The sequence below is a fragment of the Paenirhizobium daejeonense genome, from assembly GCF_014280875.1.
GTDB lineage: Bacteria > Pseudomonadota > Alphaproteobacteria > Rhizobiales > Rhizobiaceae > Allorhizobium > Allorhizobium daejeonense.
On sequence record NZ_JACLAL010000002.1, the window covers coordinates 341,998 to 355,520 of the forward strand.

Below are 13,523 nucleotides of genomic sequence, written 5' to 3' on the forward strand. Positions count from 1 at the left end.
CGCAAGAAAGGCCGCGAAGCATATGCTTTAGCGGCCTTTTTCTTGTTCACTATCCAGAGCATTTCGCCTTTTCGCATTGATTTCTGCCCGCTAAGATCGCCTTGAACGATGAGGGTTCCTGATGATTTCAAGACGAGCAATGCTGAACGGACTGATGGCGTTTGGCTCCATGCAAACCTTTCCGCCGGCAGCCCGTGCCGCATCCTCCGCGACGGACGTTACCTTCCTCGTTACCAATGACGTACATGCCTGCCGGGTCGGTGACGGACTGAGCCCCGGCTGCGCCGAAGAAGGAAAGACGGACGAAAACCTGTTGCGCCAGATCAGGGCGCTGAATGCTATCCACGGTCAGCGCTGGCCGGACGAAATCGGCGACAGGCCTTCCTCGCTGGCCGGAGCAGGTAGCCGGATCGCCACCCCGCGCGGACTCGTCGTCTGCGGCGACGTTACAGACGATGGCGGCGGGCAAACCGCCTTACCCCGAGAAGGCGGTCAACTCCGACAATTTTCCGAACGATACCGCCAAGGCTCAGGTCCTGACCGCATACATTATCCGGTTTATGTGGGTCTCGGTAATCACGACCTCGATCAGGACGGCAGACCGCCGGATATCGATTGGTATCGAGACGAATTGCGCGACTATGTCCGGCTGAACCACAAGCCAAGCGTATTTTTCAAGCCGCCTTATCCAGCTGACAATTACGATGAGGCATCCGACAGCTATTCATGGAACTGGGACCGACTGCACCTCGTCCAGATGCAGCGCTTCGCCGGCGACACCGGCAAAGGCGCAGCCAGCGGCTTGCCCTGGTTGAAACAGGACCTTGCCACCTTCGCCGCCGATGGCCGGCCGGTGGTGCTGTTCCAACATTACGGCTGGGATTCATTTTCTCTGGAGAAATGGGATCCGGAGAAGAAGACCTTCGACGATGATGGCAGCGGCCCGCCCCATTGGTGGTCTGATACAGAGCGGCAGGCCTTCCTCAATACGATCCAGGGATACAACGTGGCCGCCGTCTTTCACGGCCATGAGCACGATACGCCGATGATCTATCGCAATGCCGGGCTGGATATCGTCAAGCCTACGGCAGCCTACAAGGGGGGCTTCGGTATTGTCAGGATCACCGACCGCTTCATGGACGTCGCGCTAGCGGAAACTGCAGACGAAAAAGGCGGCGTCACTTTCGTCGCCGCCTCCAGCAAGGTTCTGGGCTGATATGCGCCGAGCCTGATTACTCGGTCGTAACGCCCATGAACGGCTTGATCTCGCGGCCCGGCATGAAGGTGCCTAGGCGCTTGATTTCCCATTCCAGCTTGATGCCGGAATGTTCGAATACGCGCTGGCGCACGGTCTCGCCGAGATATTCGAGATCGTAGCCGGTGGCGTGGCCAATGTTGATCATGAAATTGCAGTGCAGCGACGACATCTGCGCGCCGCCGATCATCAGGCCACGACAACCGGCCTCGTCGATCAATTCCCAAGCGGAATGCCCTTCCGGGTTCTTGAAGGTCGAGCCACCCGTCTTTTCCTTAATAGGCTGCACCGTCTCGCGGTGATGGCGCACGGCATCCATCTCAGCGCGGATCTTGGACTTCTCGTCGGGATAGCCCTCGAACACGGCACTTGTGAAGATCAGTCCTTCCGGCGCGGAAGAATGGCGGTAGCTATAGCCCATATCGGCTTTGGACAGTACATGGATGTTACCCTGCCTGTCGACAGCCTCGACCTCGACCAGCCGGCCAGCCGTATCGCCACCGTTAGCACCCGCATTCATCCTGACAGCACCGCCGATCGAACCCGGAATGCCGTAGAAGAAAGCGAAACCGCCAATGTTGTGGTCCATCGCCATCGCAGCGATATGCTTATCGGGGCAGATGGTGCCGGCGCGAATACGGTTCTCGCCCGCCAGTTCGACCTGACCGAAACCCTTGGCAGACAGGCGGATAACGACACCCGGAATCCCTCCATCGCGGACGAGGAGATTGGAACCGACACCAACGACTGTCAGCGGAACCGATTCAGGAAGCAGTTTGAGGAAGGCGACGAGATCCTCCGTATCATGCGGCTGGAACATGAGTTCGGCCAGGCCGCCGGCCTGGAACCACGTCACACGATCCATCGGCGCATCCGGGGTCAACCTACCGCGCAAACCATCAACGCCCTTGCCGAGCGAAGCCAGAAGTTTTTCTCCGTCTACCTGTTTCATTCCGACTTTCCCGAACCCGAATAAGCTTCCAATTCCTTCGGCAGCGCCGCCGCCCAATACGTGATGCTGCCTGCACCCAACAGGACCACGAAATCGCCGGGTTGCGCAATAGCTGCGACGAGCGGCGCGAGCTGCTCCGGCGACGACAGGTAACGGGCATCACGATGTCCGCCCGATTTGATGCGGGAAACCAGCGCTTCTGCGTCGATACCTTCGATCGGATCCTCGCCCGCCGCATAGACGGGTGCCAGGAACAGCGTGTCGGCATCGTTGAAGCAGTTGGCGAAATCCTCAAACAGGCTGGCAAGACGCGAATAACGATGCGGCTGATGCACAGCGATGATTCGGCCCTTGCAGGCTTCGCGTGCAGCCCGCAGCACGGCCTTGATCTCGACGGGGTGATGCCCGTAGTCGTCGAAGACCTGCACCCCGTTCCAGGTGCCAGTGAGTGTGAAGCGACGCTTGACGCCGCCGAAACTCGAAAGGCCTTTACGGATCGCCTCTTCAGGAATGTCGAGACGGTTGGCGACCGCGATAGCAGCGCAAGCGTTGGAAATATTGTGACGACCCGGCATCGGCAGCTTCAGGTCCTTAAAGCTGAACACGCGGCCCGTGCGACGGCGGCGGATATCGACGTCGAAGGTCGAATGGGTACCTTCCAGGCGTACATTCGAGAAGCGGACGTCAGCCTGCGGGTTTTCACCATAGGTGATCACCTTTCGGTCCTCGATCTTGCCGACCAGAGCCTGCACTTCCGGATGATCGAGGCACATGACACCAAAGCCGTAGAACGGCACGTTCTCCACGAATTGGCGGAAAGCGGCGCGCGCATTTTCAAATGTACCATAATAATCGAGATGCTCGGGATCTATGTTGGTGACAATCGCCACCTCGGCCGGCAACTTCAGGAAGGTGCCGTCGGACTCGTCCGCCTCAACCACCATCCACTCGCCCTCGCCCATGCGGGCGTTGGTGCCATAAGCATTGATGATGCCGCCGTTGATGACGGTCGGATCAAGCCCGCCCGCTTCGAGCAGCGCAGCGACCATCGAGGTCGTGGTCGTCTTGCCATGCGTGCCGCCGATTGCGATCGCATTGCGGAAGCGCATCAGCTCGGCCAGCATTTCAGCCCGTCGCACGATCGGCAGCAGTTTCTCTCGCGCGGCAACCAGCTCTGGATTGGTCTTCTTGATCGCGGTCGAGACCACGACCACCTCGGCATCGCCGAGATTGGCCGCGTCGTGACCCACGAACACTTCGATACCCTTGGCGCGAAGACGCTGTACGTTCGCGCTGTCGGCCTGGTCCGACCCCTGCACCTTGTGCCCGAGATTGTGCAGCACTTCTGCAATCCCGCTCATTCCGATGCCGCCGATCCCGATAAAATGGACCAGCCCGATGGACTTCGGCATTTTCATCAATTGGCTCCCTTCAAGTCGGCCACGCCCTTGCCTGCGGCAATAGCCTCAACCAGATCGGCGAGCAAGCGCGCAGCATCCGGCTTACCAGCAGTTTTCGCAGCTTCCGCCATTTTGCCAAGCTTTTCCGGGTTCTGCATGGCCTCGCTCAACAGATGCGCAAGACGCTCGGGACTGAGTTCGGACTGGGCAATCACCTTCGCACCTCCGGTCGCGGCCAACGCGGCGGCATTCGCCGCCTGATCATGGTCCAATGCATACGGATAGGGCACAAGGATGGACGGACGTCCGATCACCGCGAGCTCGGATACGGTGGACGCGCCAGAACGGCAGATCACCAGATGGGCCGCTGCGATCCTTGCGGCCATGTCGGTGAAGAAAGGCTGGATCTCTGCGGAGATGCCGAGCTTGCCGGAGCATGCCGTGACCCGGTCGTGATCCTCGGGCCGCGCCTGCTGCGTGACGCTCAGTCGCTTGCGCAGGTCATCGTCGAGCAGGCTGATAGCATTCGGCACGGCGGCTGAAAAATATTGCGCGCCCTGGCTTCCGCCGAAAACCACAAGACGGAACGGTTGCCCTTCCAGCGATGGCTGGTAAGTCACCGATGACGCGGCAATGACGGCAGGCCGCACGGGATTACCGGTGACCACCGTCTTGGACGCAAATACACCACCCTCAGGCAGGAAGCCGCCGGCAATCGCCTTCACTCGCGAAGCGAGCGCCTTGTTGGCACGCCCCATGACGGCATTCTGCTCATGAATGACGGTCGGGATGCCGAGACCGGCCGCGGCGAGCAAGGGCGGCACGGTGGGATAACCGCCGAAACCGACAACGGCTACGGGCTTCAGGCGCCGAATGAGCGCCTTGGCCTGCCGGAAGCCCTTCCACAGCGACAACAGAGCCTTGCCGAAAGCCACGGGGTTCTTCGATCCAATCGTCGCCGAGGCAACCGTGTGGATTGCCTCCGCCGGAAACTTGCCGGCATAACGCTCGGCGCGGCTGTCCGTCACCAGATGAACCGAGTAGCCGCGCTCGGTCAGCGTGTGCGCCAGCGCCTCGGCCGGAAACAGATGACCGCCGGTACCACCGGCGGCGAGAAGGATAATGCCCTTGGACATGTCGTCTTACTCCGCGGGGACGCCGTGAGCGACCCGGAAAAGGCTGCGCTCCTGCGCCCGCTTTTCGGGTCGCCGACGCGTCAGCGCCAAAATGAACCCGGCCGTCACGCAAATCGCGATCATGGAGGAGCCGCCGTAGGAGATCAGCGGCAGGGTCATGCCCTTCGCCGGCAGCAGTTCGAGATTGACGCCGATGTTGATCATCGACTGGACGCCGATCTGCAGCACGAGGCCGGCAACCGCGAAACGGTTGAAGTCGTTGCGTTCCTTGAAGGCATGGCTGAGCCCGCGGATCACCAGGAAGGCGAAGATCGACACGAGCACCATGCAGAAGATGATACCGAACTCTTCCGCCGCGACGGAAAAGATGAAGTCGGTGTGGCTGTCCGGGATGATCCGCTTGACGATGCCTTCGCCCGGCCCCTGTCCGAACCAGTCGCCGCGAATGATCGCCTCGCGAGCGGTATCCACCTGGAACGTATCGCCCTCGCCGGTGAGGAACCGGTCGATACGACCCGCGACGTGCGGCAGCGTAAGGTATGCGCCGAAAATGCCGGCCGCGCCGAGGCCGCCGAGCAGCGAGATCCAGAACCATGGCACGCCCGCCATGAAGAACATGCCGCCCCACACCACCGAGGTCAGAATGGTCTGTCCAAGGTCAGGCTGGGCAATCAGCAGTGCCGCAACGATGCCGAACAGGATGATGGCAAAGAGATTGCCGGGAATTTCAGGCTGGCGGGCATGTTCGGAGAACAGCCAGGCGCAGATGATGACGAAGGCCGGCTTCATGAATTCCGAAGGCTGGATGGAGATGCCCGCAATCGTGATCCAGCGCCGCGCGCCCTTGACCTCGATACCGAAGAACAGCGCGAGGATCATCATTGCCAGCGACACCGCCAGCAGCACCATGGCCGTTCGCCGGACCTGACGGGGACTGAGGAAAGACAGGCCGATCATCACCCCGATCGCCGGCAGCATGAAGGCCGCGTGACGCTTTACGAAGTGGAAACTGTCGAGCCCCAGCCTCTCCGCAACCGCGGGCGACGCCGCGAAGGAGAGCATGAAACCGATCCCCATCAACAGAATGAAGGTGATCATGAACAACCGGTCGATCGTCCAGAACCAGTCTGCGACGGGTCCCCTCTCCGCGCGGCTTACCATCTCATTTGCCTCCTGTTGGCACGTCGACCAGCATCGTCACACCGTCCAGGGCAGCGACATGGCCGACAAAGGCATCGCCGCGCACTTCGAAGTTCTTATACTGGTCGAAGCTTGCGCAAGCCGGGGATAACATCACGGCAACCGGACCGCCATCGGCAGCCGAATCAGCCGCAGCATGGGCGACAGCGAGATCGAGCGTGCCGGAAATTTCATAAGGAACCGTTTCACCGAGCGTGACCGCGAAGGCGGAAGCCGCCTCGCCGATCAGATAGGCCTTGGCGATACGCGGAAAGAGAGGCGCAAGGCTGGTGATACCGCCTTCCTTGGGCAATCCGCCGGCGATCCAGTAGATCCGGTCATAGCTCGACAGCGCGGGCGCTGCCGCTTCGGCGTTAGTCGCCTTCGAATCATTAACGTAAACGACATCGCCACGACGACCCACCGGCTGCATGCGATGCTTCAGGCCGGAAAAGGACTGAAGCCCCGCCCGGACCTCGTCCGCGGACACACCAACAGCAAGGCAGGCGGCAATCGCGGCCGCTGCATTCTGGGCATTGTGAGCACCCCGCAATGTCTGGATACCGTTGAGATCGGCGAGAACCGACGTCGCACCACCATGCGCCTCGATGATGTGATGAGCATCATTATAGAGACCGCTCGCAAGCGGTTGACGTTTGGAAATGCGAACCACCTTCCCGCCGGCCCGCTCGAGGCGGTCGGCAATCAGTTCGCTGTAGCTGTCATCCATGCCGACGATGGCCGTATCGCTGCCCGCGACCAGCCGCTCCTTGACGTCGGCATAATGCTGGATCGTGCCATGACGGTCGAGGTGATCGGGCGTGACGTTAAGCAGGATGCCTGCGGTCGGGTTGAGCGTCGGTGAAAGATCGATCTGGTAGGACGAGCACTCGACCACGAAGAACCGACCGTCCTGCGGCGGATCGAGTGTCAGCACCGCACGGCCGATATTGCCGCCGAGCTGTGCATCGCGTCCGCTTGCGGAAAGGATATGGGCGATCAACGCCGTGGTCGTTGACTTGCCGTTCGTGCCTGTGATCGCGATGAACGGGCAATGGGGAGCATGCGCGCGACGCTCCCGCACGAAGATCTCGACATCGCCGATGATCTCTACGCCTTCGGCTCTCGCAAGCGCCACGGACCAATGCGGCTTCGGATGGGTGAGCGGCACGCCCGGCGACAGCACGAAACTCGCGACCGATTTCCAGTCTATGTCGTGCAGGTCCCGGGTAACGATGCCCTCGCCGGCGGCCTTGGCAACGCTGTCGGGATTGTCGTCCCAGGCGATGACAGCAGCCCCGCCGGCGACAAGGGACTTGGCGGTGGCAAGACCGGAGCCGCCAAGACCGAAGAGTGCGACCTTCTTGCCCTTGAAGGTGGTGGCCGGGATCATCTCGGCCTCACCGCAGCTTCAGGGTGGAAAGGCCGAGCATGGCAAGACCGACAGCAATGATCCAGAAGCGAACCACGACCTGACTTTCCGTCCAGCCGAGCTTTTCGAAATGGTGATGGATCGGCGCCATCAGAAACACGCGCTTGCCGGTCATCTTGAAATAGCCGACCTGGATGATGACCGAGAGCGTTTCGGCAACGAACAGGCCACCGATGATCGCCATGACAATCTCATGTTTGGTGGCGACAGCAACGGAGCCGATCAGGCCGCCGAGCGCAAGCGAACCGGTGTCGCCCATGAAGATGGCAGCAGGCGGCGCATTGAACCAGAGGAAACCGAGCCCCGCCCCGATCACCGCGCCGAGCACCACGGCCAGTTCGCCGGTGCCGACCACGAAATTGATCTGCAGATAGTTGGCGAAGACCGCATTGCCTGCGACATAGGCGATCACGCCGAACGACGCCGCGGCAATCATCACCGGCACGATGGCAAGCCCGTCCAGACCGTCGGTCAGGTTGACGGCATTGCCTGCCGCGACGATCACGAACCCGCCGAACAGCACGAAGAAGATGCCGAGGTCGATCAGAAAGTCCTTGAAGAAAGGAAAGGCAATTGAGGAACCGAAGGTGGAGCCCTGCGGCGCGGACATCAGCGACGTGCTCATCATGAAATAAACAGCAATGCCGGCAATCACAAATTCGATGCCGAGGCGCGCCTTGCCAGAGAATCCCTTCTCCGTCTGCTTCGTCACCTTCAGATAGTCGTCATAGAAACCAATCGCTCCGAAGCCGAGCGTCACCAGCAGCGTGCAGACCACGTAGACGTTGGAAAGGTCGGCCCACAACAGCGACGAGACCACGATGCCGGCGAGAATCATCAGGCCACCCATGGTCGGCGTCCCGGCTTTCTTGAAGTGGGTTTGCGGACCATCGGCGCGGATGGGCTGCCCCTTGCCCTGACGGACGCGCAGCGATGCTATCATGGCCGGCCCGAACAGGAAGACGACAAGAGCGGAAGTGAAGAGAGCAGCGCCCGTGCGGAACGTGATGTACCGGAACAGGTTGAAGAATTGAAAGTGGTTCGCGAGTTCCACAAGCCAGATCAGCATTGGAGCCCTTTCCGAAAGCTCTTATTAATTTTGGCGCCCCGTGTCGGGCACGGCCGGATACTTGTCAAGAAGAGCCGCAACGATCTTGCCGAAACCAAGACCGAGCGACGATTTCACCATCAGAACGTCGCCGGGGGCGACCGACGCCGTGACGAAAGCTGCAAGCTCGGCCGTCGTTTCCAGATAAACGACACCAATGCTCTCAGGCAGAGCGTCACGAAGTGCTTTCATCTCGGAACCGGCCAGCCACACATGTTCGATACCGGCGGCAAGCAGCGGGCTTGCCAGCTCGGCATGGACCGTCTGCGAAAACTCGCCCATTTCCAACATGTCGCCAAGAACAGCGATCCGCCGCCCCTCGCCTTCGGGCTGTGAGGCCGCAAGCACCGCGATGGCCGCACGCATGGAAGCGGGATTGGCGTTGTAGCTCTCGTCGATCAGCGTGAAGGTCAAGCCCTCGATCAACAGCCGGTGGCGAGCGCCGCGGCCCTTCACGGCAGAAAGCCCCTGCAGGGCTTCAATGGCCGCGTCCATATCGGCTCCGACCAGCGATACCGCCGCAAGCACGGCAACCGCGTTCTCCGCGATATGACGCCCAGGCGCGCCAAGCGCCACCTCACGCGTCTCACCGCCGAAACAGACCCACACCGTCGAGCTTTCGGCAGCGCCGTCGAACTCGGCGAGCCTGAACTCGGCCTTGGCATGCTGACCAAAAGAATGAATATTCTCGATGCCGGCCGCCTGCGCCGCGTGTTCGAGGAAATCGAACTGGCTGTTGTCACGATTGAGGATCACGTCGCCACCCGGCTCAAGGCCTTCGAAAATCTCGGCCTTTGCGGCAGCAATCTCCTCGAGGCTTGTAAAATTGCCGAGATGCGCGGGCGCAATCGTCGTGATGATGGCAACATCGGGCCGCACCATGCGGGAAAGCGGCGCAATCTCGCCGGCATGGTTCATGCCGATCTCGAAGACGCCGAAACGCGTATCGACCGGCATGCGGGCAAGCGTCAGCGGCACGCCCCAGTGATTGTTGAAAGAAGCAACAGCGGCGTGCACCTTGCCCGAAGGCGAAAGCGCCAGCCGCAGCATTTCCTTGGTCGTGGTTTTACCGACGGAGCCAGTAACCGCGATCACGGTGGCGGAACTTCGATCGCGCGCGGCGATCCCGAGTTTCTGCAGCGCGCCGAGCACGTCCTCCACGACGATCATCGGCACGACCAGCCGCCCGAGCGCCGGAAGCTTCGCCTCGCTGACGACCAGCAGCGAGGCGCCGTTGGCAACGGCAAGACTCGCAAAATCATGGCCATCGACGCGGTCACCCTTGATCGCGAAGAAGGCCTCCCCCGGAGTAATCGTCCGGCTGTCGATCGAAATTCCGGTGATGCCATCGGGCAAAGTGCCGAATGGACGGCCATCCATGGCGTCGATGAGGTCGCGGGTCGTCCAAAGAAACGTCAATGTTCGAATTCCTCCAGTGCCTTGCGCAGTTCGGTGTGGTCAGAGAACGGCAGCGTCACATCGCCCACCGTCTGCCCCTCCTCATGCCCCTTGCCGGCCACGACAAGCGTGTCCCCCGCCGACAGCATGGCGACGCCGGCGCGGATGGCCTGCGACCGGTCGCCGATCTCAATTCCCTTCGGCGCGGCTGCCATGATTTCCGAGCGGATGACCGCCGGAACCTCGGAACGCGGATTGTCATCGGTCACGATGACGATATCCGCCAGCCGGCAGGCGATCTCGCCCATGATCGGACGCTTGCCCTTGTCGCGATCGCCACCGCAGCCGAAGACCACGATCACGCGGCCCGTGGTGAACGGGCGCACCGAATTCAGCACGTTCTCCAGCGCATCCGGCTTGTGGGCATAATCGACATAGGCCAGCGCGCCGTTCTTGCTGTTGCCGACGAGTTCCAGACGACCCGAAGCTCCGACGAGCTTTTCCAGCGCCTTCAGTGCGACCGGAACCGCGACACCGGTCGAAATGGCAAGGCCGGCGGCAACCAGCGCGTTGGCAATCTGGAAGTCGCCAGCAAGCGGAATATGAACCTCGTGGATCTCGTCGCCGGCATGGACCTCGGCAACCTGTTTGTGGCGGAAGTGCTCGACCCGCTTGAGCGACAGGAAGGTTCCGTTGCGACCGACGGTGCGCACGTCATGACCGGCCTTGGTCGCAACGCGGATCGCTTCTGCCGACCACGGATCGTCGGCGAAGATCACCGCCGGAGATCCCTTTGGAAGCAACGTATCGAACAGCCGCATCTTGGCGGCCATGTAGTCCTCGATCGTCGGATGGTAATCCATGTGATCGCGACCGAGATTGGTAAAGGCGGCCGCCGCGAGCTTCACGCCGTCGAGACGGCTCTGGTCGAGACCGTGGCTAGATGCCTCCATCGCGGCATGGGTAACGCCCTCGTCGGCGAGTTCGGCAAGAAGCTTGTGAAGGCCGACCGGATCGGGCGTGGTGAGCGAACCATATTCGTTGCGCGTGAGAGACACGACGCCCGTCGTTCCGATCTGTGCCGCCGGATAGCCGGCCTCGACCCAGATTTGGCGTGTAAAGGAAGCAACGGAAGTCTTGCCGGCGGTTCCGGTCACTGCAACCATGGTTTCCGGCTGCCGTCCGAAAAACCGTGCGGCCGCAAGAGCCAGAAACCGGCGCGGGTTGTCGACCACGAAGACAGGAACGGAGGCTTCCACGGCATGGCCGGCTACAACAGCAGCTGCGCCACGAGAAACCGCATCGGTCACGTAGGCCGCACCGTCTGCCTTCGTGCCGGAAAGCGCGACGAACAGCATCCCCGGCTCGACCTTGCGACTGTCTGCGGTGATACCGGAAATTGCAATTTCACCGACGGCATTTCCCGCCTTGCCGACCTGATCCTGATATTCGCCGCTCACCAGATCCCGCAAAAACATCGATACTTGTCCATTCTCAGAGGCGGTTCCCCCGAATCGCCGCATAAATTTAAGCCTGCTTAATAAGAAACGAGCAAGGCAGAACCGTCTTCCCCGAATTTCGGTTCTACACCGAGAATTGCGGCGCTTCTGCGGATGATTTCCGCAACCATGGGCGCAGCCGACGTTCCGGCAAGCGCCGCACCGTTGCCCTTGTCCGTCTTGGGCTCGTCGATGACGGTCAGGACGACATAGCGGGGATTGTCGATCGGGAAGGCGGAAAGGAAAGCGTTGAAGTTCTTGTCACCGACATAGCGACCGTTGACCACCTTGTCCGCGGTGCCGGTCTTGCCGCCCACGTTGAAGCCGTCGACGCGCGCATTTCGGCCGGAACCCTTGACGCCGTTCCATTCGAACAGGAAGCGCATGTCCTTGCTGGTCGAAGGCTGGATAACCTGCTCGGCAACCTGATCCGCCTCTTCCTGCGTGCGCGGCAGGAAGGTCGGCGGGAGGAGCTTGCCGCCGTTGACCAGCGCAACACCCGCAACCGCCGTTTGCAGCGGCGTCGTCGAAACACCGTGGCCGAAGGAAATGGTAATAGAGTTGATCTTCTTCCATTCGCGCGGCTGGCTGGGCATCGCGACTTCAGGCAGTTCCGTCTTCATTCGCGTCGTCAAGCCGAGCCTCTTCAGAAACTCCTTGTGGGCATCCGTTCCCACCATGTCGGCAATCTTCGCGGTGCCGATGTTGGAGGAGTACTGGAAGATTTCCGGCACGCTCAGCACGCGGTTCTTGCCGTGGAAATCCTTGATGGTGAACCCACCGATGCGGATGGGATAGCGCGCATCGACCGTGGAGTTGAGGCTCACCTTACCCTCGTCCAGCCCCATGGCCAGCGTAAAGGACTTGAAGGTCGAGCCCATTTCGAACGTGCCGTTCGACATGCGGTTGAGCCAGCCTTCCTGAGCGCTGGCGGCCGGATTGTTCGGATCGAAATCGGGCATAGAGACCATGGCGAGCACTTCGCCGGTATGAACGTCCAGAACCACGCCACCAGCGCCCAGCGCCTCGAACTTCGTGATTGCCTCTGAAACCACGTCGTGCAGGATGTTCTGCACCCTGAGGTCGATCGACAGCTTCACCGGCTCGAGAGGCGTGTCGCTGGTCATGCCGAGCGCACGCAGATCAGCCATGCCCTGGTTGTCGATGTATTTTTCCATACCCGACATGCCGCGGTTGTCGATGTTGACGTAGCCGACGATGTGGGACGCGGTCGTGCCGCCGGGATAGAAGCGGCGCTTCTCGGGCCGGAAACCAATGCCGGGAATGCCGAGCGCAAGGATCTGGCTCTGCTGCTTCGGCGTGAGCTGGCGGCGCAGCCATTGGAAATGAGACTGCGGATTGGAAAGCTTCTTGTAGGTACCCTTGATGTCGAGGTCGGTCAGCACGGTCGCGAGCTTTTCGACCGCTTCGTCCGCATCCACGATCTTGTTGGGTTCGGCAAACAGCGACACGGTGCGGATGTCGGTCGCCAAGACCTCGCCGTTGCGGTCGACGATATCGGGGCGCGACGCCATCAGGCGGTCGGCCGGCAGGATGCTGGAAACGGTTTCCGGATGGGCGTAGCCGTACTGCACCAGCCGACCGCCGATGATCGCATAGGCGACAGCGAAACCGGCAATCATCAGGCCGACGCGCTTGCGCGCCATTTCGGTCTTGCGCTTGCCTGTTCCCTTGAACGTCCCGTTCATCGATGCGCCGGCGCGATGAACATCGGCCGAGAAGTGGGCCTGGCTCTTCAACAGCATGATTCGCGAAAGAAAAGTCATCAGCGCTGCACCGATCCGGTTGTAATGAGATCCGAAACAGGATCCGAGCTCTTATCGCCTTCTGCCACTTCCGGCTTCGGCACCTCGGCCTTCATCATCGGCAGTTCCACCGGCCTGGCAAGTTGCTCCGGCGCCGTCGGCTGCAGCTGCAGTTCGGCGCCATAGACCTTGATGAGACGGTCCAGACGGTTGGGCTGCGTCAACAGCGCCCAGTCGGCTTTCAAAAGCTCGATCGTATCCTTTTCAAGCTTGATCTCGGCCTCGATACTCCGGACCTCCTCGAGCTTGTTATCGGTGTGATGCTTGATCTGGTAGGTCACCGCGGCCGCGGCAGCCATGGCACCGATCATCACAAGGTCGAAAGTCCTGAGCATTGC

At 61.1% G+C, this 13,523-nt stretch carries 11 protein-coding genes; 1 reads left to right on the forward strand and 10 read right to left on the reverse strand.

Features of this window, described 5'->3' with window-relative positions; genetic code table 11:
* Positions 1-121: 121 nt before the first annotated feature.
* Positions 122-1,216, forward strand: a complete 1,095-nt coding sequence (locus tag H4I99_RS05255) for a metallophosphoesterase (protein WP_163899779.1) — start codon at positions 122-124, stop codon at positions 1,214-1,216.
* Positions 1,217-1,232: 16 nt separating this feature from the next.
* On the opposite strand, the gene murB is transcribed toward H4I99_RS05255, so the two are convergent.
* The 10 genes from murB to ftsL are packed head-to-tail and all read right to left on the reverse strand — an operon-like array spanning position 1,233 to position 13,520.
* Positions 1,233-2,207 carry a UDP-N-acetylmuramate dehydrogenase gene (murB, locus tag H4I99_RS05260; protein WP_163899781.1) on the reverse strand — a complete coding sequence of 325 codons (975 nt, stop codon included), beginning with the start codon at positions 2,205-2,207 and terminating at the stop codon, positions 1,233-1,235.
* The gene (gene murC / locus H4I99_RS05265) at positions 2,204-3,625 is read right to left on the reverse strand and encodes a UDP-N-acetylmuramate--L-alanine ligase (protein ID WP_163899783.1); all 1,422 of its coding nucleotides are present in this window, start codon (positions 3,623-3,625) and stop codon (positions 2,204-2,206) included. The genes murB and murC overlap by 4 nt, the downstream gene beginning before the upstream one ends.
* Complete coding sequence (murG, locus tag H4I99_RS05270) at positions 3,625-4,743, reverse strand: undecaprenyldiphospho-muramoylpentapeptide beta-N-acetylglucosaminyltransferase (RefSeq protein WP_163899786.1); 1,119 nt, start codon at positions 4,741-4,743, stop codon at positions 3,625-3,627. Before murG ends, murC begins: the two co-directional genes overlap by 1 nt.
* A 6-nt stretch (positions 4,744-4,749) precedes the next feature.
* The gene (ftsW, locus tag H4I99_RS05275; RefSeq protein ID WP_099058273.1) at positions 4,750-5,904 is read right to left on the reverse strand and encodes a putative lipid II flippase FtsW; all 1,155 of its coding nucleotides are present in this window, start codon (positions 5,902-5,904) and stop codon (positions 4,750-4,752) included.
* A 1-nt stretch (position 5,905) separates the two neighbouring features.
* Positions 5,906-7,315, reverse strand: a complete 1,410-nt coding sequence (gene murD / locus H4I99_RS05280) for a UDP-N-acetylmuramoyl-L-alanine--D-glutamate ligase (protein ID WP_163899787.1) — start codon at positions 7,313-7,315, stop codon at positions 5,906-5,908.
* A gap of 7 nt (positions 7,316-7,322) precedes the next feature.
* Positions 7,323-8,423: a phospho-N-acetylmuramoyl-pentapeptide-transferase gene (gene mraY, locus H4I99_RS05285; protein WP_163899790.1), complete on the reverse strand. Its 1,101-nt coding sequence runs from the start codon at positions 8,421-8,423 to the stop codon at positions 7,323-7,325.
* 24 nt (positions 8,424-8,447) lie between these two features.
* On the reverse strand, positions 8,448-9,881 hold the full coding sequence (locus tag H4I99_RS05290; protein WP_163899792.1) for a UDP-N-acetylmuramoylalanyl-D-glutamyl-2,6-diaminopimelate--D-alanyl-D-alanine ligase: 1,434 nt from the start codon (positions 9,879-9,881) through the stop codon (positions 8,448-8,450).
* A complete protein-coding gene (locus tag H4I99_RS05295; protein ID WP_163899794.1) occupies positions 9,878-11,338 on the reverse strand; it encodes a UDP-N-acetylmuramoyl-L-alanyl-D-glutamate--2,6-diaminopimelate ligase in 1,461 nt (486 codons plus the stop codon). Before H4I99_RS05295 ends, H4I99_RS05290 begins: the two co-directional genes overlap by 4 nt.
* 59 nt (positions 11,339-11,397) lie before the next feature.
* Positions 11,398-13,146: a peptidoglycan D,D-transpeptidase FtsI family protein gene (locus tag H4I99_RS05300; RefSeq protein WP_163899796.1), complete on the reverse strand. Its 1,749-nt coding sequence runs from the start codon at positions 13,144-13,146 to the stop codon at positions 11,398-11,400.
* A complete protein-coding gene (gene ftsL, locus H4I99_RS05305; RefSeq protein ID WP_163899798.1) occupies positions 13,146-13,520 on the reverse strand; it encodes a cell division protein FtsL in 375 nt (124 codons plus the stop codon). Before ftsL ends, H4I99_RS05300 begins: the two co-directional genes overlap by 1 nt.
* Positions 13,521-13,523: the final 3 nt, after the last annotated feature.

Coding starts and splice junctions, on each gene's coding strand:
- H4I99_RS05295 (WP_163899794.1), bottom strand. CDS start 11,338: ATGTTTTTGCGGGATCTGGTGAGCGGCGAATATCAGGATCAGGTCGGC.
- H4I99_RS05255 (WP_163899779.1), top strand. CDS start 122: ATGATTTCAAGACGAGCAATGCTGAACGGACTGATGGCGTTTGGCTCC.
- ftsW (WP_099058273.1), bottom strand. CDS start 5,904: ATGGTAAGCCGCGCGGAGAGGGGACCCGTCGCAGACTGGTTCTGGACG.
- murD (WP_163899787.1), bottom strand. CDS start 7,315: ATGATCCCGGCCACCACCTTCAAGGGCAAGAAGGTCGCACTCTTCGGT.
- murB (WP_163899781.1), bottom strand. CDS start 2,207: ATGAAACAGGTAGACGGAGAAAAACTTCTGGCTTCGCTCGGCAAGGGC.
- murG (WP_163899786.1), bottom strand. CDS start 4,743: ATGTCCAAGGGCATTATCCTTCTCGCCGCCGGTGGTACCGGCGGTCAT.
- mraY (WP_163899790.1), bottom strand. CDS start 8,423: ATGCTGATCTGGCTTGTGGAACTCGCGAACCACTTTCAATTCTTCAAC.
- H4I99_RS05300 (WP_163899796.1), bottom strand. CDS start 13,146: ATGACTTTTCTTTCGCGAATCATGCTGTTGAAGAGCCAGGCCCACTTC.
- murC (WP_163899783.1), bottom strand. CDS start 3,625: ATGAAAATGCCGAAGTCCATCGGGCTGGTCCATTTTATCGGGATCGGC.
- ftsL (WP_163899798.1), bottom strand. CDS start 13,520: ATGCTCAGGACTTTCGACCTTGTGATGATCGGTGCCATGGCTGCCGCG.